At 46.3% G+C, this 21,987-nt stretch carries 20 protein-coding genes; 6 read left to right on the forward strand and 14 right to left on the reverse strand.

Annotated elements, in window-relative coordinates:
* Window positions 1-2: 2 nt before the first annotated feature.
* From paaC to RA156_RS03775, 9 genes are all read right to left on the reverse strand, one after another.
* Entirely contained in the window at window positions 3-752 is a 750-nt protein-coding gene (paaC, locus tag RA156_RS03735) for a 1,2-phenylacetyl-CoA epoxidase subunit PaaC (protein WP_306642900.1), read from the reverse strand.
* Window positions 752-1,039: a 1,2-phenylacetyl-CoA epoxidase subunit PaaB gene (gene paaB / locus RA156_RS03740; protein WP_306642902.1), complete on the reverse strand. Its 288-nt coding sequence runs from the start codon at window positions 1,037-1,039 to the stop codon at window positions 752-754. Before paaB ends, paaC begins: the two co-directional genes overlap by 1 nt.
* 21 nt (window positions 1,040-1,060) lie before the next feature.
* Window positions 1,061-2,008 carry a 1,2-phenylacetyl-CoA epoxidase subunit PaaA gene (gene paaA, locus RA156_RS03745; RefSeq protein ID WP_306642904.1) on the reverse strand — a complete coding sequence of 316 codons (948 nt, stop codon included), beginning with the start codon at window positions 2,006-2,008 and terminating at the stop codon, window positions 1,061-1,063.
* A gap of 232 nt (window positions 2,009-2,240) precedes the next feature.
* Window positions 2,241-2,915 (reverse strand): DUF4476 domain-containing protein, encoded by a 675-nt coding sequence (locus RA156_RS03750; protein WP_306642906.1) that lies wholly within the window; start codon window positions 2,913-2,915, stop codon window positions 2,241-2,243.
* A 71-nt stretch (window positions 2,916-2,986) separates the two neighbouring features.
* Window positions 2,987-4,519, reverse strand: a complete 1,533-nt coding sequence (locus RA156_RS03755) for a lipopolysaccharide biosynthesis protein (RefSeq protein ID WP_306642908.1) — start codon at window positions 4,517-4,519, stop codon at window positions 2,987-2,989.
* A 443-nt stretch (window positions 4,520-4,962) separates the two neighbouring features.
* Window positions 4,963-5,352, reverse strand: coding sequence for a lipocalin family protein (locus RA156_RS03760; RefSeq protein ID WP_306642910.1), 390 nt, complete (start codon window positions 5,350-5,352; stop codon window positions 4,963-4,965).
* Between the two features lie 221 nt (window positions 5,353-5,573).
* On the reverse strand, window positions 5,574-7,112 hold the full coding sequence (gene rny / locus RA156_RS03765) for a ribonuclease Y (protein ID WP_434064824.1): 1,539 nt from the start codon (window positions 7,110-7,112) through the stop codon (window positions 5,574-5,576).
* A gap of 30 nt (window positions 7,113-7,142) precedes the next feature.
* Window positions 7,143-7,424: a cell division protein ZapA gene (locus RA156_RS03770; protein WP_306642914.1), complete on the reverse strand. Its 282-nt coding sequence runs from the start codon at window positions 7,422-7,424 to the stop codon at window positions 7,143-7,145.
* A gap of 9 nt (window positions 7,425-7,433) precedes the next feature.
* Window positions 7,434-7,712, reverse strand: coding sequence for a hypothetical protein (locus tag RA156_RS03775; protein WP_306642915.1), 279 nt, complete (start codon window positions 7,710-7,712; stop codon window positions 7,434-7,436).
* A 162-nt stretch (window positions 7,713-7,874) separates the two neighbouring features.
* Between RA156_RS03775 and RA156_RS03780 the strand changes: the two genes are divergently transcribed.
* The 3 genes from RA156_RS03780 to RA156_RS03790 all read left to right on the forward strand — a co-directional run bounded on the left by RA156_RS03780 (window position 7,875) and on the right by RA156_RS03790 (window position 11,565).
* A complete protein-coding gene (locus tag RA156_RS03780) occupies window positions 7,875-9,590 on the forward strand; it encodes a M23 family metallopeptidase (RefSeq protein WP_306642917.1) in 1,716 nt (571 codons plus the stop codon).
* A 294-nt stretch (window positions 9,591-9,884) separates the two neighbouring features.
* Window positions 9,885-10,376, forward strand: coding sequence for a hypothetical protein (locus RA156_RS03785; RefSeq protein ID WP_306642919.1), 492 nt, complete (start codon window positions 9,885-9,887; stop codon window positions 10,374-10,376).
* Between the two features lie 271 nt (window positions 10,377-10,647).
* On the forward strand, window positions 10,648-11,565 hold the full coding sequence (locus tag RA156_RS03790) for a leucine-rich repeat domain-containing protein (RefSeq protein WP_306642921.1): 918 nt from the start codon (window positions 10,648-10,650) through the stop codon (window positions 11,563-11,565).
* Between the two features lie 218 nt (window positions 11,566-11,783).
* Here the strand turns inward: RA156_RS03790 and RA156_RS03795 are convergent, their stop codons facing one another.
* Entirely contained in the window at window positions 11,784-13,034 is a 1,251-nt protein-coding gene (locus RA156_RS03795) for a serine hydrolase domain-containing protein (RefSeq protein WP_306642922.1), read from the reverse strand.
* Between the two features lie 169 nt (window positions 13,035-13,203).
* On the opposite strand from RA156_RS03795, the gene RA156_RS03800 reads away from it, so the two are divergent.
* From RA156_RS03800 to RA156_RS03810, 3 genes are all read left to right on the forward strand, one after another.
* Window positions 13,204-14,073: a T9SS type A sorting domain-containing protein gene (locus tag RA156_RS03800; RefSeq protein WP_306642924.1), complete on the forward strand. Its 870-nt coding sequence runs from the start codon at window positions 13,204-13,206 to the stop codon at window positions 14,071-14,073.
* A 43-nt stretch (window positions 14,074-14,116) separates the two neighbouring features.
* Window positions 14,117-15,937 carry a helix-turn-helix transcriptional regulator gene (locus RA156_RS03805; protein ID WP_306642926.1) on the forward strand — a complete coding sequence of 607 codons (1,821 nt, stop codon included), beginning with the start codon at window positions 14,117-14,119 and terminating at the stop codon, window positions 15,935-15,937.
* 167 nt (window positions 15,938-16,104) lie between these two features.
* On the forward strand, window positions 16,105-16,938 hold the full coding sequence (locus tag RA156_RS03810) for a hypothetical protein (RefSeq protein WP_306642927.1): 834 nt from the start codon (window positions 16,105-16,107) through the stop codon (window positions 16,936-16,938).
* A gap of 96 nt (window positions 16,939-17,034) precedes the next feature.
* On the opposite strand, the gene RA156_RS03815 is transcribed toward RA156_RS03810, so the two are convergent.
* The 4 genes from RA156_RS03815 to RA156_RS03830 all read right to left on the reverse strand — a co-directional run bounded on the left by RA156_RS03815 (window position 17,035) and on the right by RA156_RS03830 (window position 21,863).
* Window positions 17,035-17,946 (reverse strand): hypothetical protein, encoded by a 912-nt coding sequence (locus RA156_RS03815; protein WP_306642929.1) that lies wholly within the window; start codon window positions 17,944-17,946, stop codon window positions 17,035-17,037.
* A 70-nt stretch (window positions 17,947-18,016) separates the two neighbouring features.
* On the reverse strand, window positions 18,017-18,589 hold the full coding sequence (locus RA156_RS03820; protein WP_306642931.1) for a class I SAM-dependent methyltransferase: 573 nt from the start codon (window positions 18,587-18,589) through the stop codon (window positions 18,017-18,019).
* Window positions 18,590-18,927: 338 nt separating this feature from the next.
* Window positions 18,928-19,215, reverse strand: a complete 288-nt coding sequence (locus RA156_RS03825) for a GNAT family N-acetyltransferase (protein WP_306642933.1) — start codon at window positions 19,213-19,215, stop codon at window positions 18,928-18,930.
* Between the two features lie 167 nt (window positions 19,216-19,382).
* Window positions 19,383-21,863 (reverse strand): DUF5916 domain-containing protein, encoded by a 2,481-nt coding sequence (locus tag RA156_RS03830; RefSeq protein WP_306642935.1) that lies wholly within the window; start codon window positions 21,861-21,863, stop codon window positions 19,383-19,385.
* Window positions 21,864-21,987 lie beyond the last annotated feature (124 nt).

The raw sequence follows: 21,987 nt of genomic DNA on the forward strand, positions 1-21,987 counted from the left end.
GATTACCACTGTGCGTCAGGGTAGGTGCGTGGGATGTGCTGCATTTCTGCGAGCATGTATCCAAGGTGTTCTGAATGGATTCCCTTCTTTCCACCTTTCTGCATCCACCCGTCTTCAGGTACGTTAAGCGTAGCTTGACGAAGAACGCCGGCTACATTTTGTTTCCAATATTCTGAAAGTTGAACAAGATCAACTCCATATCCATCAGCAAGTGCCTGTTGGTCTAGTTTGTCTGGAGTGTACATTTCTCCAGTAAAGGCCCATAACTCGTTGATGCTTTCCTGAATTTTTGCGTGACTCTCTTCAGTCCCGTCTCCTAGGCGAATGATCCATTCGCTGCTGTGACGACGGTGGTAGGTCACTTCTTTGATCGACTTTTCCGCGATAGCGCGAAGGGTGTCATCATTGCTCTTTAATAGCGCATCATAGAACAGCCATGAAAAGTGATCAAACAAAAACTGACGTGCGATGGTGTCTCCAAAGTGCCCGTTCTTCTGCTCAACCAACAACACGTTTCGGAAGTCGTGGGCATCCCGGAAGAAAGCCATTTTGTCTTCGTCGCGACCGTTACCTTCGAGCTCCCCAGCGTAGGTGAGGAGTGAACGCGCCTGACCAATCAGGTCTAACGAAATGTTCGTCAAGGCAATATCTTCTTCCAGTGCTGGGCCGTGTCCGCACCATTCTCCTAGGCGTTGACCTAGAATCAAGGCATTGTCAGCAATGCGTAGGGTATATTCGAGTTTTGCCTCCATTACATGTGTTTCACCGCGTCAGGTAGATCGTAGAAGGTTGGGTGACGGTACACCTTGTCATCAGATGGTGTGTACAATGCATCTTTCTCGTCTGGAGAAGAAGCAGTGATTTCGTCAGCAGGAACAACCCAGATACTATCGCCTTCTTGACGACGAGTGTATACGTCGCGTGCGTTAGTGATCGCCATTTGTGCATCAGCTGCATGCAAAGAACCAACGTGCTTGTGGCTCAAGCCTTGACGGCTGCGGATGAATACCTCCCAAAGAGGCCAATTCTTTTTACTCATGTTCGTAAGGTGATGTCGTTCTTAAGCGGCCGCTTCTTTTTTACGTGCCTCGCGTTTCTCAGCATGTGCAATGGCAGCTTCACGCACCCAAGCGCCTTTCTCATAGGCGTTGCGACGTGTTTCAACTCGCTGCTTATTACACGGACCGTTTCCTTTGATCACATTGTAGAATTCATCCCAATTGATCTCACCGAAATCGTAGTGTCCGCGCTCTTCATTCCACTTGAGGTCTGGATCTGGAATAGTTAGACCTAATACTTCTGCTTGAGGAACAGTCATGTCAATGAAACGCTGACGAAGCTCGTCGTTCGAGAATAACTTAATCTTCCACTTCATGCTTTTCGCAGAGTTTGGAGAGTTGTCGTCTGTAGGACCAAACATCATCAATGATGGCCACCACCAGCGGTTAAGCGCATCTTGTGCCATCGCCTTTTGCTCAGGAGTTCCTTTCGCCATGGTCAGCATGATCTGGAATCCTTGACGTTGGTGGAAGCTTTCTTCCTTACACACACGAACCATAGCACGTGCGTAAGGTCCGTAAGAACACTTACACAATGGTACTTGATTCATGATGGCAGCTCCATCTACCAACCAACCAATCGCGCCGATATCGGCCCAGTTAATTGTAGGGTAATTGAAGATGCTTGAGTACTTCGCTTTTCCGCTGTGCAGATCTTCCAAGGTATCATCACGTTCCACCCCGAGTGTTTCACATGCAGAATACAAGTAGAGGCCGTGTCCAGCTTCATCTTGCACCTTAGCCAAAAGAATGGCCTTTCTTTTCAGTGATGGGGCACGTGTAATCCAATTACCTTCTGGAAGCATTCCCACGATTTCAGAATGGGCATGCTGACTGATCTGACGGATCAATGTCTTGCGGTAATCATCTGGCATCCAGTCTTTCGGCTCGATCTTTTTGTTTGCCGCTACATACGCTTCGAAGCGCTCAAGTAAGTTTTTCTCTTCCATAATCAGGAACGTGTCATTGACGTCACTACAATTTTACGAAAATGTGTGCTTTTAGGGGGTAACCTTGATTAATCTCATTGTGTTCAAAGTGGATCGCGGAATGCGGAATGCGGATCGCGGGACTCTGAACGCGGGACTCTGATCGCGGAACGCGGAATGCGGATCGCGGTTGTTGGTATTTGGCTATTAGTTATTGGTTATAGTTTATGGATTCTCGTTTCCACGAACTAGGCTATTCAGCTATCCCTCGGAAGGCTTCCTTTGAGCGTTCCAGATAAAGAAGATCCTCTAAGACCGCGAATTGAGAACGGTCGTAGCAATTGGCGTAAGAGGCGTTTAGAAAGTCTAGGCGCTTGTTTTCATCGTCGATGTATGCGCAGAGTTGGCGAATTTGAGAGGTGGTGAGACAGACCTCTTGACGTGTCAGGTTCTCTAGGTATTTGAGGCGCTGACGTTCAAAATCCATTTTTTCGAGTTCTCCGATCCAACGAGAAAGTTGGGCTGGTGTTGCCGGTGGAGCACAAGCCGCACCATCAAGGGCGAAGACCTGTACATTAATCTCACTGTTACGAGTAGCAACCGGAGCAGTGTAATCTACTGTTGCTTGCTCTTTTGGATTGAGTACTTCAAGGCGGATACCTAATGAGTCATTACGTAGCTGTAACTCCGGAGTCCAGCTGGTATCTACATTCAGGTCAGTGCGCAGGTGGACGTTCAAGCTGTCTATGACAATGATGTCGAGCAAGCACATTCCACAATCAACAGAATCGATGGCCATCATCTCTGTGATCTCCGTTTCAACGGAAGCACCTCCAATAAATAGTCGGAATTCTAGGGAGTCAGGGTTGTTGATCTTCAAATCACATTGCGCGAAGCTTTGCGTTCCGCCCGATAGGGCGAAAAACATCACCAAAAAAACACCTATGATTCTAAAATTTTCCCTCATGTCTCATGCCCTACGAGGAGCGAGGCGCGAAGTTACGATTTCCTTCCCCAACGTGCTTTCAATGCTTTTACCGGAATGCGTTCGGCGATGGTTTGAAGCACATTATCCTTGCCCTGTTTGAATAACCAAGGCAGATACCATGCCATGATCAGCACAATTCCGCCATTGATGAATAAAGCGATGAACAGTCTCAACAGGCGCATATCATCGATGTTCATGTTGATGAGTTTCGCTAGCGCGGAAGCGATGACTACGAATATTCCAAGGATGATGCCTGGAATGACTTTTTTGATCAGTCGTTTCCAACTCAAGTCAACCAACTTCAAGCTTAAAGTCATCATCATGACGAATTGAATCGCTACTGATCCCACAAGCGCCCAGGCCACGCCTTTCAGTCCAGCTGGGAGAGCAAAGAAGGTGCCTAGTCCGACCAAAATAAAGAAGATCGCTTTGATGCCACTAGCAGTGTAAACTCGATCAAGTGCGCGAACGACAGAATCAGCAATCTTAATCAATGAACGGAAGGCCACTGAAATAAACAGAATCTCAACAATTGGAATGGCGTCAAAGTACTGATCTCCGAGGAAGAGAATGGTGATTTCTTCTGCGAAGAAGACCATGAAAATCGCCCCTGGAATGACCAACAATGCAATATGATAGATGGCGCTCAAGAACGCACGTTGAAGCTTGGGTTTGTCGTCTTGCAGTTGTGATAAGCCGCTGAACATGACGCTATCACTCAATTTACCCAAGACCGTGATAGGCAAGCTCATCAAGTAAGCCGAACGGTCATAAATACCGGTTGTTGACCAGCGGTCATAGGCTCTTCCATCCGCTGCATCAGCTCCTGTGGAACCAAACTTACCTACAATTAAGACATCGATCTTCGTTGCAGCGTAGTTGAACATGTTGAACAAGGTGCTACCACCACCGTAGCGAATCATGTCTTTCGTCGTCTCCCAATTCCAACTCGTCCCTATTTTCACTGGATGAAAAATCCAGTAAGTAATGGTCATCAAGGTGTTTTGGGCCAACAAAGCGAATACATAAGCCCAAATATCATAACCTGAATAGGCGAGTGTCAAACCCACCCCAAGGTTTCCAATGGTCATGGCTGTTCCTGAACAGAAGAAGAGCTTCTTAAAGCTCATTTCTTTGATAATCAAGCTTTTTGGAACAATCGCTAACGCGGAAATCAAGAAACTCAATCCAATCCAACGCAAGACAGATGTCAAAACTTCATCCTCGTAAAAGGCCGCCACCAAAGGAGCCACGAGGTAAAGAGCGATGGTGAATCCAATACCCAAGAGCAAGCTGATGAAGAAAGCTCCGTTGATATGCTCCTTGGTCAACTCTTTCCGCTGAATCAACGCCGGACCAATTCCGATCTGCGAAAAGATCTCAATAAAGCCAACCACAAAGAGGGCAATGGCCATGACCCCAAAAGCATCTTTGGTAATCAAACGCGCCAAGATGGAGATGAAGATCAACTGCAAGATGACCTGGGAAAACACGTTCAGTGCTTGCCATCCAAAAGACGCTATGAATTTTTCGCGGGTACTCACTATTCCTAACAACGCAAATTACGCTGAAAGCTGCACCACATTCTCGGATACGTCAGGAGTTTTGAATTACACGCGGTTGATAGGGGGCAACGTAGGCGGTAGGCGGTATGCAGTAAGCCGTACTTTGGTTGCTGCCTACCGCCTACAGCATACCACCTGCGGTTGTCAGTTGCACTTAGTTATCATGGCCCAAACCAAGAAAACAATGAAGAACGCGAGGGTTAATCCACCGCTTCTTAGATAATCCTTGAAATTCTCCTTGAGTTCTGGCATATCTGGATCCTCTTTAGTTCTCCAAAAATCTAGCGACATACGAATGATCAGAATGCCAGTGATTAGGGTAATGGTAATGACTAAGAATTGATACCTCCTGCAAGATACTGCAGTGTGCTGTATGCGGAAAGCAGTGCCCAGTTTGCTGCCTACTGCCTACAGCATACCGCCTACGGTAAGGCCTTAGGCCTTACATTCACGATTCTGAACCCCTCAGCCCACACAGACCCTGCACCATCCCAAACCATCGTATCTCCGCTCAGCGTCACCTTCCAATGGCTATCATCTTCCGGACCAGCATCACTGTCAAGAAACAAGGTCATGGCTTCAGCGTCAAAAGAATATTTCCCACTATTCTCCCCAAACGGACGTCCACCACTCGTGAATGTGCTATCTGCATGCATGATCACATAACGTTCATCATACGGGTCGTGCTCAGAGGTAACGTCTTCTCCTTGTTGGATGACCTGGTGCATCGACCATTCACCTGTGATGGATGGGGTCGTTTCAGGTTGAGTACAAGCTAATAGGATGAGAGGGATGAACAGAAAAAATCTCATGGTGAGAGGCTTTAGGCTATAGGCTTTAGGCGTTAGTGCCAGAATGGTGAAACTATTGAGAAATGGTCTTTTATGGCTAAAGAAGTTGGTCAATATTTGCTGAAAATCTCGATTCAAGAAGCAGCATACTGCATACAGCCTACCGCCAACAAAAAAGGGAGCAACCGCTCCCTTTAATCAAATTCCTTAAGCCTTAAGCCTTAAGCCTTATGCCCTAAGCCTTATCTAGCGTAATTCACCGAACGCTTCTCACGAATCACCGTGATCTTCACTTGACCTGGGTAGGTCATTTCATTCTGAATCTTCTGAGAGATATCGAATGATAGCTGATCTGCGCGTTCATCGCTTACCTTCTCGCTTTCTACGATCACACGTAGTTCACGTCCGGCTTGGATGGCGTATGACTTGGTTACCCCGTCGTATTCAAGGGCAAGGTTTTCGAGATCTTTCAAACGCTGAATGTAGCTTTCTACTACTTCGCGACGAGCTCCAGGACGTGCACCAGAGATGGCATCACAAACCTGAATGATAGGAGAGATGAGGGTCGTCATCTCAATCTCATCGTGGTGAGCACCAATGGCGTTGCACACGTCTTTCTTCTCACCATATTTCTCAGCGAGTTTCATCCCCAAAATTGCGTGTGGAAGTTCAGATTCTTCGTCTGAAACCTTACCGATATCGTGGAGAAGACCAGCACGTTTCGCAGCCTTGGCGTCTAGACCAAGCTCTGCGGCCATTACCGCACAAAGGTTTGCTACTTCACGAGAGTGCTTGAGAAGGTTTTGTCCGTAAGAAGAACGGTACTTCATACGTCCTACCATGCGAATCAACGCAGAATTCAAGTTGTGGATTCCAAGGTCAATAGCGGCACGTTTACCTACCTCCATGATCTCTTCTTCGATGTTCTTGCGTGTCTTGTTTACTACCTCTTCAATACGTGCAGGGTGGATACGACCATCGCTCACCAACTGGTGCATCGCCAAGCGAGCAACCTCCCGGCGAACAGGGTCAAAACAAGAAAGGATGATCGCTTCTGGAGTATCATCTACAATGATCTCAACTCCAGTAGCTGCCTCAAGCGCGCGAATGTTTCGTCCTTCACGTCCAATGATGCGTCCTTTGATATCGTCATTCTCAATATTGAAAACCGAAACCGAATTCTCAATCGCATGCTCCGTAGCTACTCGTTGAATCGATTGAATAACGATACGCTTCGCGTCTTGATTTGCTTTGAGTTTTGCTTCGTCAAGAATCTCTTGAACTTGCACAGAAGCCATGCTGCGTGCTTCTTCTTTCAGCTCTTCCATCAAAGCCTTCTTAGCATCATCTGCGCTTAGTCCGCTGATGTCTTCAAGAAGAGCTACTGATTTCTGATGTGATTTTTCGAGATCTGATTGCTTCTTAGATACAACTTGAAGTTGGTTGTCAAGGTTCTGCTTGATCTTGTCTACTTCTTGTTGTTTACGCTTGTTAGATTCTATCTGCTTAGAAAGTTGAGCCTCTTTGCTCTTTACCTTGTCTTTTGCAGACTGAAGCTCTCGGTTTTTCTTTTTGATTTCTTTCGAGTGCTCCTCTTTGAGTGCGAGGAACTTCTCTTTGGCTTGAAGAAGTTTTTGTTGTTTGATCGTTTCACCTTTTTCTTCGGCTTCTTCGACGATCACTTCAGCTCGTTTCTGAAGCAACTTTGTGTAGAGGAGGTAGGCCAGTCCGGCGCCAATAATGACACCCGCTACTCCAACTACAATAGTCATAATATCCATTGTTCTTTTCTATGTGGCGCGAAGACAAGCTCAGGAGAGGGCATCGGAAAGTAGATCGCTGATCTCCTGTAACGCGGCAGTCTGTGCAGGGTCTTCGGAGTTCTGTTTCGCCTTGACGGCGGAAGTAGCCATCTGCAGTGCCACCATGGCAAGCAGGTCAGCTCGGTCTTGCACGGCGTAGTTCTCAGTAAAGAACCGGAACTGCTCGTCAACCATCTTGGCAGCCTTGCGCACCATCTCTTCCTCCTCACGTGGTATCGTGAGTGGGAACTGGCGGCCGGCGATCTTCACCTTGATTGACAATTCACTCATGCAGGGTGTTTATTTATTCAGTAATGCGATACACTTGTCGATCTCTCTCACCAACTCATTGATCTTCTGCTTGGCTTCCGTATTATCTTCGGCGCCGGTCAACGATTTAGCGATTTTAAGGGTGTGGTTAGCTTTCTCTAACTCATCGATCTGCTGCTGGGTTTGGTCAAGTTGGTGTTGGAGCGCGTTCAACGCTTCATCTTTCTGCTTCATTTCTTCAGCCATTCGAGAACGCTCTTCGAGCAGTTGCCCGACCTTTTTCCGAATATCACCAATGACGTTTTCCATAGTTATCGATCAGTAGGATCTGCCCCTACCTCCCCAAACAAAAGTAAGAATGTTAACGGAAGTCTAAGGCTTAAACACGTGAATGTTCTCTTCAACGTCTTGCTAACAACTTGTAGTATGCTGCCCCGTTAGATCTTAAAGGCTTTGCGAACTTCGTATTCCATGTTCCAGTACCGTACATTTCTATCTGTGATTTTCTGTGTGTTGTTTTTCGCCTTAACGGCGGAAGCCCAGCACGGTACGCGCTCTGGATTCCGTTCCCCACTTGACATTCCATTGAATCTTTCAGGGAACTTTGGTGAGTTCCGTTCGAATCACTTTCACACTGGCCTTGACATCAAAACACAAGGTCGTACGGGTTTGCCTGTTTACGCTATCGCGGAAGGGCATATCAGCCGAATTAAGATATCTTCCTATGGGTACGGAACGGTGATCTATGTCGATCACCCCAACGGCTACACTTCGGTTTATGCCCACCTCAGTAAGCTGAACGATAAGATTGAAGACTTCCTCCGTGACGCACAGTATGAGCTGGAATCGTGGGAGGTAGATCTGTACCCTGGTGTTGGACTGATCCCCATCGACTCTTCTGAGGTCATCGCATGGACTGGCAACAGCGGCTCTTCTGGTGGACCTCACCTTCATTTCGAGATTCGTGAGACCGAGTCAGAGTTTCCAGTCAATCCCTTGCTCTGGGATTTTCCAGTAGCTGATTCGAGAGCACCGGCCTTGAGAGGTATCCAGGTGGTTCCGCTTGAGGACTCAAGTCAGGTTATGGGAACGCATCGTTCGCAATTGATTGCTACCAATGGCACTTCTGGTAAGGTCTCGCTAACGCGGAAAGGCCCCATTCCTGTCTATGGACCAGTCGGAGTCGGGGTGCACACCATTGATCAACTTGATAACAACAGCAACATCTGCGGAATCTTCCGACTCGAAGTCTTCCTTGACAATGAATTGCTCTTCGAAGAAAAGCTCGAGCAACTCGATTTTGCCACCAACCGCTTCATGAATGCACACATGGATTTCGCCACCATGAAGCAAGAGAAGAAGAGTATCCACCGAACCTTCCGTTTGCCCTACAACCGTCTGCCTATCTACCGTACGGTGAAGAACAACGGACGAATAGAACTACCGGATAATCAAATTCACTCAGTTCTAGTGAAGGTCTATGATGTTCACGGTAATACGAGCGAAGTAAGTTTCGATCTTCAACAAGTTGATGAGCCTAACGCTAGCGCGGAATCAGGTAGCTTGAAACCATCAGGTGCGCGTAGGTGTGCATTCGATAAGGTCAATACCATTCGCACAGAAGGTTGCAATCTCTTCATCCCAGAAGGCAGACTCTATGACGACGCCTACGTGTGGATCAATGAAGTTCGCGGAGGTCCGCTCTCTGTCAAGTCACCTTACTTCGAAGTAGGGAACCGTTTTGAGCCGGTCCACGACGAAATGATTCTCAAAATCAACGCTGAAGACGTACCCGATTCCCTTGTGGACAAACTAATGATCCTTCAATACAACCCAGGGAAGAAACGCTACTACAACCGCGGCGGCAGCTATAAAATCGGTTGGGTCAACGCTCGCGTAAAAGCCTTCGGCACCTACGTTGTTGGAATGGACACTGTTCCTCCAGTCATCAAAACACGCAAAGCCACGCGCAAAGACCTCTCTTTCACCATCACAGATGATCTCTCCGGCATCGACCACTGGGAAGCCCGCGTAGACGGCAAATGGATCCGTATGCACTTCGACCACAAAAAAGCCAGACTCTGGTACAAATCAGAAGACGGAATAATTGATGAAGAGTCGAAATACCTCCTGTTGCGTGTGTGGGATGAGAGGGGGAATGTGGCTGAGACTGAAGTTTCTTTTTAGGCTATAGGCGTTGGGCTTTAGGCGTTAGTCTTTTATTGGCGAAATGGCGAAATGGCGAAAAGGCGAAAAGGCGAAATGGCAAAATGGCGAAAGGTAACAAGTCCGTAATTACCGTTGCGAAATGAACGGACGCCGGATGCCGGACGCCGGAGATAGCATGATTAGTCCGCCTTCGGCGGTTAGCATGTTCAGGTCTGTCCACGGTCCACGGTCTACGATACTGAGTCTTGACCTCGTTAAACAAATTCCCCGTAATTTCCACGAACCACGAACCACGAACCACGAACCAAAACAATGAAGTTCGACAGGCAAGTCATATTCCGTATTCCTGGTTCCTGCGAAGAAGTTATGTCTACTCTCAGGAACAAAATGACCTTTGTGGATAATCTTCCTGAGTTAATGGGAGGGGATTACATTGATCATGACCTGAAAGCTTCGCAGATTGGTGATGGAAGGATTAAATGCATGCTCATTCGAGAACTCAATAGTGTCGATGTCATCAAGCCTTTCGGATTTTTGTACTTAGCGGAGCATGAAGGAAATACTCTAATAGCCGCTCGTATTCGAACTCATTGGGTCTTCAAATTGGTGATTAGTTGCGCAATAGCTTTCTGGAGCTTTTTGATGATATGTTTCCTCGCTGACCTCAAGATCTTAGCCGAATCCAATTCGATGATCGTTGCTGTGACACTTATCATCCTTCTTTTATTAGGCAAACACTATTACGAGATTAACCTACTCAGACTATCGATAATTAAGACGATAGGCGAAGATCAGGTAGCTTAGTTTCGAGGGCGGAAAGGCGAAATGGCAAAATGGCGAAAGGTAACAAGTCCGTAATTACCGTTGTGAAATGAACGGACGCCGGATGCCGGACGCCGGAGATAGCATGATTAGTCCGCCTTCGGCGGTTAGCATGTTCAGGTCCGTCCACAGTCCACAGTCCACGGTCTACGATACTGAGTCTTGACCTCGTTAAACGAATTCCCCGTAATTTCCACGAACCACGAACCACGAACCACATACCATTTGGTACAACCTTTGCGTTCTCCTTCGCATGGTCATTCGAAAGCTGCTCTTTTCGCTTCTCTTTTTGTCGAGCACGGTGATGTTCGGACAACGTGATTCAGTGTACACTTCATTGGAGGATGCATTGAAGAACCCGTTGGAGGTGTATCAACTCGATTTGTCTTATTTCTATGGACTGGATGGGGCGTATAACCCAAGCATTGTTCCTTTGAAACGTTTGAGTGGTGAGATTGGAAAACTTGAGAATCTTGAAATTCTGCGTCTTTCGAATAATCGACTGACAGAGCTACCAAAGCAGATCTGCAACTTATCATCGTTAAAAATTTTGGAGCTTGATGGCAATCAGTTGAAGCGATTGCCGACTCGTATTGGAGATTTGAAAGCCTTGAAGCGTCTGGATCTGTATTACTGTGGTTTGACAGAATTACCATCGTCGTTTAATCAGTTGGCTTCGCTTGAAGAACTCGTGCTAACCTACAATCCGGTTCAACTTACCAATGAACTCGAAGGATTAACATCTCTTCACCGACTGGTCATGGCGCATTGTCAATTGGAGGAAATTCCTGCGTCATTCAATACCCTCACAGGGTTAAAGGAATGGTCATTGAATGACAACAAACTTATGACCTTACCAAAGCTGGACAAGCTGACACAACTGGAAGTAATTCATCTTGGAAGCAATCAATTCTCCGCATTTCCAGAAAGTTTGTTGGAGCTTAAGGCATTGGAATACCTGAATCTCTCTCGAAATAGGCTAACAGAAATACCTGAGTCGATCAAGGCTTTGCAGCAATTACAAAGCGTCGCCTTCAATCACAATTACGGACTAACAACGGTCATCGAATCCATCACTTGGTTGCCAAATCTGACCAGTTTTGAAGCATACCATACAGCGATTGTGGAGGAGGAGTTGAGGGCTATTTACGCTTATGTAGGAAGGCGTTAGGCGTTAGTCCTTACAAGGCGAAATGGCGAAAAGGCAAAATGGCTAAATGTACTTAGCCAATGCGTAGCGAGGTGGTTCTAACGGACGCCGGACGCCGGATGCCGGACGTCGGAAAAGCATGGTCAGTCTGTCCACAGTCCACGGTCCACGGTCTACGATTCTGAGTACTGCACTCCGTAAACCGAATTCCCGTGCTTTCCCACGAACCAAGCTCCGTGCTAGACTTCAAATTCAAACACTTCATCTCGTATCACCCCAAAATCACCAATCGGGAGGTTGCAGAAGCCCCACGCTCCTGAATTGTCATTTGGATCAAAGTAGAGGAAGGAGAAGACTCCGATAGAACCGCCGTTGTGGAGGATCATTCCAGTGGATGAAACCGACCAGAAGAGGCCCACGTTGTATTCGTCGTTGAGCGGGTGAGGGTCGCGTTCTTCAGGGAAATGACTAGCGTTGAGTTGGGGAGTGAACAGGAGTTGATATCCCGACTTGCTTAAAAGTGTTCCATTGCCACGGGCACCTTTGAGCATTTCTTCGAGGTATAAGCCAAGGTCATGGGCCGAGGTTTTGATTCCTCCACTAGCGTAGGCTGTGTATTCGTATCGAGGATGGCGAATCGATTCTTGAGGGTCGTCCCAATCATCTGGCATGTAGATGTGGGTGACCAATGAATCGGGGAGTTCGCGGTTGAACCATGCTGTATTGGTCATTCCTAGTGGAGTGAAGAGAATCTCCTCAGTGTATTCATGGAAAGGTTTTCCTGCTACGATTTCAACGATGACCGCTGCCAGCTCAGATCCGATATTCGAGTAACTGTATTGGGTGCCTGGCTCAAAAGCCTCGTAGTTTTCTTCGCTGTACCACTTGCCTTTCACATCAAGGTAGCGTTGCAAGGTTTCTTCTTGGGATAACGGAATCCCCATGCGATAGTAAGCTAACTCTTCATTCATGAAGACTTGAATACTATCGTCTTCGTAGGTGATTTCTTCTATGAGATTGATATCTGCTTCGCCTACTTCTTCTGGGTCGAAGGAGTCTGTGAGACCAGCGGTATGTGTTACTAGGTGGCGTAGAGTAATAGCTGTCTCTGGATACATGGGGTGAATCACCTCAAACGGTAGTATGTCGTTAACCGGCATATCAAGGGAGAGTTTTCCTTCATCGACCAGCTTCGCCACAGAAAAACCAATCACCGTTTTCGAAATAGATGCCACACAATTCACCGTTTGATCGGTGAAAGGAATACTGTCTTCCAAATTCTGAAAGCCGAATCCTTCGGTGTAAACCACCCTTCCATAATCAACCATTCCAACAGAAAAACCTGGAATCAGAGAATGTGTGGCAATGGAGTCCATGACCTCGGTAAGCGGAGCGTAAAGGTCAACTTCAGGTTCTTCAACTACAACGGGTGTAGTGCATTGTACGAATAGAAAGGCTAGGAGTGAAAGGAAAAGGCAGTTCTTGGTCATGCCGGCAAGATAACTAGTTTGTAGGCAGGGAGATGTGAAATTGATTTAAACCGAATGGTAGACCGTTACTGGGTAAATACAATTTTGGCAATACAATGATTGATTTAAGAAGTGAATCGAACCAAGCAGAATGTGCTCTAATTTCTTCGTTGAATTAAATGCAATAGCTATGAATCTACTTTCCGCAAGTTTAGGATTATTACTAAGCGTTTCGCTAGGTCTCAATTGTTCTGCTCAAGTCTTCACCAATGCTGACTTTGAGGATTTTACAGATTGTCCTGAGTTCTTAGGTGAAGTGGGCAAGGCCGAAGGTTGGATTACTGTTATTACCAATGCAGACTATTATAATTGTGGGTTCACGGCCGAGGTCTTTCCATCTCCAACCGAAGCTTCTTCAGGTACCGGTTACATGGGGATGGGAACTTATGGCAACCTAAATGGCTCCGCAGAATCCATAGGTCAAGTTTTGAGTGAACCACTCGTCGTAGGTACGACCTACTCTTTTACAGTAGACGTAAAAGATGTAACCGGAGGATCTTTCGGTCAAGACTGTACTGGATTATGTATTTACGGATTTGTTGGTCAACCCACCGAAGGCCTGGCATTTATTCACACTCAGGATTTAGAAGGCGCTGTGGAATTGGCTTGTTCGGATCAAGTATCTAGTTCTGAATGGACGACCGTTCCATTATCCTTTACCGCAGACCAAGCTTATGATTTCATCGTTTTAACTCCTGGAGTAAGTCCACAATGCTACCATTATTTCTTTATCGATAATATCCAGCAGGAAGACCTAGTAAACGTTCAAGAGACATCTGCTGAATTGAAAATAAACACCTCACTACGGCGAGGAGATCAATTGATTATCTCGGCATGGACCCCGAATTTCAACATCGGATGGTATGACCTTTCCGGCAGACTTATTAGGCAAGGAACTCTGAATAAAGTGCCCGCTGAACTGACGTCTGGAGTTTACTTCGTGCAGGTTTCGGAATCTGGAGTTCCTGTCCATAGTCAAAGAGTCCTCATAGTGGATTAAGCAGTGCTTTTGGACGGATTGGCTTACCTTCGGAGCGAAGTCTATGAATATGTCATCCAACCCTTTTGTTTCTTGCTTCTTCGTGTTGCTTTCGGTCGCGATTTCGCTAAGCTCTAATGCTCAAGTAAATCTCAACGACAAGGAAGACCTTATCATTGAACTAATACGATCGGGAGAAACTGACAGTGCCTTGGTGGTTGCGAATACATTCGTGAACGACGCCAAGAATCAGGAGGATAAAGCGCAGGTCGAGGCTTCTTATCTCCAAGGCATCGGTCTAATCGCTGTAGAAGAATACGATTCAGCCAGAAGCGTATTGCGTTCGGCGGAAGCCAAAGTAAACGGAGACAAATTATTGCGCTACAAGATCAAAGCACGCGTGGCCTATGCCCATCAGCAGTTGTATCAATTAGACTCCTTGAAGTTAGAACTTGACTTCCTCATGGAACATGAAGAGGAAGGAGATTCTCTTTCCAGAGCCATGGCTTACTTCGGAATGTACCAATATTACTACCGAGGAGAAGACAAAGACATTGCGCTGAAATACATACAACGTTCAAGAGAGATTTTTGCAGCTCTTGGTGACCACAAAAGGGCCGCTACTTTTGACGCGTACATCGGTCGGATTTATGAGGAGCTAGACAACGATTCACTGGCAGAGGTGTATCAAAACAGCGCCTTAACCTACCACTTGGAAAACGAGAATTTAGACGAAGCCTCGTATATCTACCTCGAGCGTGGTTCTTATTACAATGGGAGGGAACAATGGGATAAAGCAGAAAGCGACCTCCTAGAATGTATCCGACTTTCGAATGAAACGGGTAACCTTTCAAACTTTGCCAACGCGAATCAATTTCTAGCGTCAACCTACACCTATGTCGGACGTTACGAGGAAGCAGAACAATGCATTGATGCGTCAATGGTGATTTGTGAAGAGTACGATATCGACATATGCCGTGTCTATGCTCACATGCATTACGCTGATCTGTTCCTGAAATCAGGCGATTATGACCGCTCCATTTACCACGGTGAACTTCTGGTTTCTTTTCCGAAGGAATTCTTCCTAGATGAGGTTTATGATGGCTACGGTCTGCTAAGTCAAGCTTACGCCGCTAAAGGGAATTTCCAACGTGCTTATGAGACCATGGAAGTGGAGATGATGCTTTCCGATTCACTGTTCAACATTGAAAACCAGGAAGCCTTAGGTGCTTTACGCGAAGAGTATGAACGTGAGAAGAACATGGCGACGATTCGTGAACTGGAGGCTCAAGCCGAGATCGATGAGCTCAAGCAAAACGGACTCATTGGGGGCATTGCCATCGTAGTCATCATGTCGTTGATTACCCTGAACCGTGAGATCAAACGCCGTAAGAATGCACGGAAGCTACATCAATTAGAGATTGAGCTGAAGGAAGCTGAAGAAGAAAGACTCAAGGAAGAGCTCAGAAACAAAAACCGTGAGTTGACAGCAAAAGCATTACAAATTGCCCAAAAGAATGAAGTGCTTTCTTCACTTCAGAAGCAATTAGAAGATTTGGCTCAAAGCAATGATGAAGGAGGTGTTCGCTCGGTTGTAAACTCCTTGAAACTAGAGAAAGCCATTGACGGAAACTGGGAGCAATTCACGCAACAGTTCACCGAGCTAAACCCGAACTTCTATCAGGACTTGATCCAAACAAGTCCGAAGCTTTCTAAGAACGATCTTCGCTTGGCAGCCCTCTTACGTATGAACTTAAGTTCGAAGGAAATTGCTCGAATTCTGAATATCTCAGACGAGGGTGTCAAGAAGGCAAGACAACGATTCCGTAAGAAACTGGAGTTGAATACAGAAGATAGTCTTGAAGCCTATGTATTGTCTATATAGTTGATAATCAGTCGTTAGACGGTTTATTGGTGCGGCTTGTCCACCGTTTGTCCCCGTAGGGTTTTGTAGCTGTCCACCTTTCGTATACCCTGTTTTTTTGCCGCTCTTTTGGTGTCGGTAGATGTTTGTGCCACAAATCTTTTCAATCACAAAAACATCTATCAATCATGAAAAAGTTTTTCATCTATTCACTCCTCGCTCTCGGGTTATTCGCATGTAAGAAGGAGGAAGTTCAACCAGAAACAAACAACGCACCAGCAGGATCTAGCTTGCCAGAAGAGTACCAAGCGTTCGCAGGTATTTTTGACGGGGAAGGAGTAGGAGCAGCATTCAATCTCACGGAAGATATTCTGGTACTAATCAATACTGATGGTGACCGCTATGCTTGGTTTGAAGATCGCGAGATCAAGTTCGTCAACGATACAGATGCTTCTGACAGCCCATTCTACAACTGTTACTTTCATCTAATTGGTGCTGGGACAAAAAGTACCTCAGAACGTTTGTACTTGTACGATGATGATGGAGCGTTCTACACCACAGGCACGTTTAACCCTGAAGATGTTTCTGGTTCATGGGATAATCCAGATCTTTTTGAATGGTGGGATAGCCAAAATGCGACGAACTACTGGGGCCCAGATAATACGATTGTCTTCAACAGTATTACAGCGATGATCACAGTGAGTGATCCGGGATCAGACTGCTACGACGCCGAAGAAACCTACGAATACATGTGGATGGCGGATGCCAACGGAGACGAGCTTGTGAAATGGGGAATCAGTGATTTCTACTGGCCAAATGAGCAAGTAGACGTAGAAGACTTTACTGCAGAGAACAACTGCGGCGGGCCTGATGGAATCATGCCTTTTGAAAGCATTGGTGCATGTTGTCGCTACATCCTTCCAAATCAGATTCAGGATATCTTCTTCAGTGAAGATGGAACAGAGTTCTGCTACTACATCGTATCAGTAGGAGAGTTCTCGCCAATCTACAAGCTTTACTAATCCAAGCTTAAAGAGACGAAACGATCTCTTGGTTCCTCGGGACCAAGGTGATTGAAAGATGGAGGGGATGTCCAAAGGATGTCCCTTCTTCTTGTCTTAATACTTGGCGACCTTGTATTTTCCTCTAACCAACAATTTCCGGTCTTCTTCGAGGAGTTCATTTCTCCAACCAATCATGTATTCATTCAAAGTACTCACATCGAGACTATCGATGGAACGATGAGCAAAGGCCATGATTTCATTTGGGAAGCGCTCCATAGCAACTTGCTTGCGCTTACGACTGGCCTTCCCTCGATCAAAGGGTGAAATGTACAGGTCGATAGCACCGAAGAGGTGAAGGTATTCGTGAGCGATTGTACCAGGGTTCTTGTACGAAACGATCGCGTATTCTGGAGTTGACGTTGCAGAAGTATGCATCGCCAGCGAAATCTCGTTAGTGTAGTAGTTGTTGATGAAATACACTAGCCCCACATTGTCGCACCCATGGATATCGCGTAACCGCGCAATGAGCTTATCGCGGTCTTTTGGTTTCAGCTTAGTTGCTGCCAAGTCTATCGTGTCAGGACCATAGGTCTTCAGAGCGTCCTTGGCGATTTTATCTGCCCACTTATCGAGCAGACGAGGGCCATTCCTGCTGAACAATGTTGCTGACAAGGTTTTCCGTGTGAAATTAGATTCGAGAGGAAGGGTCCCGTCGTCATTGTGAAAGTCAATCACGACATCTAAGTTGACCCCCCGTTGTCGGGCCTGATCTTCGATCCAAGTCATGGCTTTTTGGACCGAATCCATAGTAGAAGTAATATCGTAATCGGTCCAAGTGTTCGTGTATTTCGAATCGACGAAAATGCCGTAGAAGACGACTTTCTCCTTAAGTTTCTTACACACGTTGTTGTTCACGTTTGCGAAATGAACGGTAGCGTTTTTGGGAATCCGCAGTCGGTAAACACGGCATGTCAACATCGAGCAGGAGAAGAGTAATACGAAGGCAAGGGCAATGCGTGAGCGCATACTGTTAGTGTTTAGTTTGATGGTAGACAGGCAAGAGTCATACCAATATCGCAACTAAACAGGAGAAATTCTACTTGACGATCAGCACTAGCGTCATCATTACGCGCAAACCATTCACGCTGGTCCATTTTGGAATCTCACCCAATTCGAACCTTGGGTCATTTTTGATGGCATCAAAGATTTCAGCATCAATCAGGAATCGATCACTTTCATCCGGTAAGTTGTACCACCCATCTCCGATGGATTTGATAGAATCTTCCACACCGAAAATGCAGTTCGTGCGAATGAAGATGCTTCCCCCTGAGCGACACACCCGCACCAACTGATCGAGCATCTGGTCAAAATGCCTTCGATCCTTTGCAAAATGCAATACAGCATTGCAAATGACATGGTCCACCGAATTACTTTTCAACGATAGCTCAGAAAGCTCTTCAGTCATCCATCGATACTTCGCCTCAGGATATTTCTCCTGCACCTGAAGCTCCCGCTCGGGATCAATATCTTGAATGATCACCTCAAACCCCTCCTGCAAAAACCACTTGAGGTTTCGTCCGCCACCACCTCCAGCATCCAAAATGGTCTCACCTGGAGTGTAACGATCTTTGAGAATTTGGTCGATGAGGTAGATGTCGATGCCTTTCATGGATGTTTTTAGTCAAGAGTCTAGGGTCTAGAGACGAGAGTCATTAAACGATAGACTATGATCGATAAACTATAACATGAACCAAGTAACGATAAATCATGATATGTGCCTTCAGCTGAAAGCAATGATCATGAAAACCGTGGTTAGATATGTCCAAAGGATGATGAATATGACATGGATGGTCGATTCCATTGTTTTTCCTCTCCAGAGTTTTGGGCTGTAGAGATGGAGTCGAGAGACAAGTGTCGAGGGTCGAAAGTCTAGAAACTATAAACGATAAACGTTAACGAGTATATCGTTGTAATTGAAACTAACGCCTATAGCCTATAGCCTAAAGCCTATGAAAGCACGTCTCTAATCGATTCATCTTTATCAAACCTACTCTTCGCGAACGGACAAAGCGGCAAGATCTTAAACCCTTCCTTTCGTGCTTTCTCTACAATCGCATTGAGCATAATTCTTCCTACACCTTTGCCTTGGAAACCGTCCATGACGTCGGTGTGATCGATGATGATGAGTTCAGGGCCAGCTACCGAATAAGTCATTTCTCCAGCCTTGGTCCCTTCCGATTCCGCGATAGCGAAACCTTTCGTCTCACGTTGAATGATACGTACTGAAATATCCATGGTCAAATTTAACCAGGATGTGGAGGGGTGGGATTGTTGTAGGTTAAGAAAAATTTAAGAGGCGTATGGCCTATGGCTTAAGGCATAGGCGGGTCGATTGTCATGGTATTCCCATGTTATAACAAGTTCAACTTAAGCCTTAGGCCTTAAGCCATAAGCCTGAAGAGTTAGTTTTCAATAAACTTCCCTTTCCTCGTGAAATTCAGATAGTCAATAAAGTACAGCAGTCGAATAGAGATACTGTTTCCTTGAGGGAGCTCGAACAAACGATCAACGTTGCTCTCGAATGAGCTTGGGATGAATTGATCAGCGTCTTCAATTTGGTTCTTCCAAACGATACGGAGCTCTGAACCAGGGGAGAAGACCCAAGTGTAAATCATATCGATATTGAAGGCGTTGTAGCTCAAATCACGGGTGGTACCGATGTCTTGAATCCCTTGTGGGTTTTCACTTGTGGCATCCCACTCCACGATGTCTCCGTGGAGGTCACCATCACGACCAAGTTGCATGAAGCTGTCGTAGGCAACCGTACGCCAGTAGTGACGAAGTCGGAATGACAGTCCCATTCGATTGGTGAAGATGTAGTTCATCGTCAAGACATTCGTGCGGGTGACCACGTCACGCTGACCGAAGATGATGTCTCCATTGTCTGCGATGTCTGTGAAGCCCTGCTCGTTAATAGCGTTTTGATGACTGTAGACATAGATAAACTGAAGCTTGTCACTCACACGGTAACGCGGACTAACACGCCAGTTGAAGTTGTACCAGTCCATGTTAGGACGACGAGTGTTCCATGTTCCTATATCCAAGGCTACTTTCCGACGATAGTCAGAAGAAATCCAACCACCGAAGAAGTAGTTTTCCGGACGATTAAAGAACCAACCATCTGTTCTAGGCTCGAAGTAATCAACGTTTCCTACCGGGTCGTAACTGAATTCTAATCCGAAGGCATCAAATGACTTTGTAGAGAAACCGACGTCAGCATAAGCGCTGGCACCGGTAAATGCATTCGGTTGATGCAGGTGGCTGTAGTTCAAATAGAGACTTGACCACATGCGATTGAACCACCAAAATGGCTCGTAAATATTGTAACTCGCCCATGCACCACCCCACACTTCGTTGGCATTCGTCAAGAAGCCTAAGTCATTGTGATCATAGTGTTTGGTCATGATCGAATGATCCGCACCAAAATTGAAGTTTCCGCTGATTTTAGATACCCCTAGGCTGTAACGGTATCCGTCATCGGTATTTTCATCGAAGTTGAACTTCTTGCTGTATGCACCACCTCCGGTAAAGCTCACAGCGTTGTTCTTGTCACGAATATCAAATTCAACGGCCGTTACGTTAGCATCGTAGGTATCCCCAGCGCGCATAACGTTGGTGTTAATGATGGTTGCGTAACTGTTGTTGCCTAAGTTTTGATCGGCAACAAGCACACTGTAATTGGTGAGCGGAGAGATTTCTACCTCGCGTTCTTCGCCTGTTTCGGTATCTCGAAGCGTTGCATTTGTCTCAGCAGCCACCGCATTGAAAACCCCTAGTCCAAGTCCGCTTGGCGTTCTACCAGAAATCTTAGTGGCATTCAGAAGTCTTGTCTCAATGGGAAGATCTACGATTTCTTCCGTCTCTCGTTGTTCGTCATAAACACGTCCGAAGTTGATTGGGAAACCACCCACACGACGTGAATAGAAGAGACCTCCTTTATTGAAGAGTTCGGTTCCTTCGGTGAAGAATTGCCGTTGTTCAGCAAAGAAGACCTCAAAAGGAGAGAGGTTCAAGACACGGTTATCGGATCGAGCTTGTCCAAAGTCAGGGATCAAGGTCATGTCCAATGTGAAGGCATCACTAATCCCATACTTCACATCCATACCTCCATTCAGGCGCGTTCCAACTTCTGTCTCGCCGTCTGCGTTTCGGTTGACTTCAGCGTAACCGATAGCGTAAGGGTAGAAGAAAAGACGAATTGGCGGCTTAATATTTTGAAGATCATTCAGCACACCACTTTGATTGGCTGTTCCGGCAACTGTAGGATCTACGAATTGCCAAAAGCTCTGCTCACGTAGTCGGCGAATGCGACGGAAGAAGTTGATATCCCAGCTTTGATTTTCTTTATCAGGGAATCGAATAGCGCTGTATGGAATCTTGAATTCAGCGATCCATCCGTCAGCTACTTTTTGTGTGTTACACTGCCAAACGGCATTCCAGTTGCTGTCTTCTCCGAAAGCTGAGATCTGAGCATCAAATTGAACCCCATCCGGAGTAACGATGAACTCGAAAGCATTAATACCATCTTGGAAAGTACTGATCCAGAAGCCGAAGAAGTCGGTATTTCCTAAATCATCGCGCTCAGTGAGCTGAGAGAGAATGGAATCTGGATTGTCATACATGTAAGCACCGACATAAATCGACTCATCATCGTACAGGATACGTACTTCTGATTTCGCAGAGGCGGGGTCGCCAGGATTCGGACGGTTTTGGATAAAACCAGTGGCGATTTCAGCATTCTCCCATACAGGTTCATCAAGAAGACCATCAACCTTGATACTTTCCTCTAGTCTGAAAGCAGTCAGGGCTTTCTTCGTGGTTGGTCCTCCCGCAAACGCCTGTATCGAGAAGAAGATACAGATGACAGCGAACAGTCTTGGCATTCAGTTCCGGCTTTGCGGCAAGCTAAATTTTCCCTTCAACTCAGTTTGTTAACGGGCCGTTAATTCCTGTTAATGTACCTGAGGTTTTCTTGTCGAGAAAGCTTGTCACTTTCGTAATTTCGCC

This window comes from Sanyastnella coralliicola, assembly GCF_030845195.1.
GTDB classification, from domain to species: Bacteria; Bacteroidota; Bacteroidia; order Flavobacteriales_D; family Sanyastnellaceae; genus Sanyastnella; species Sanyastnella coralliicola.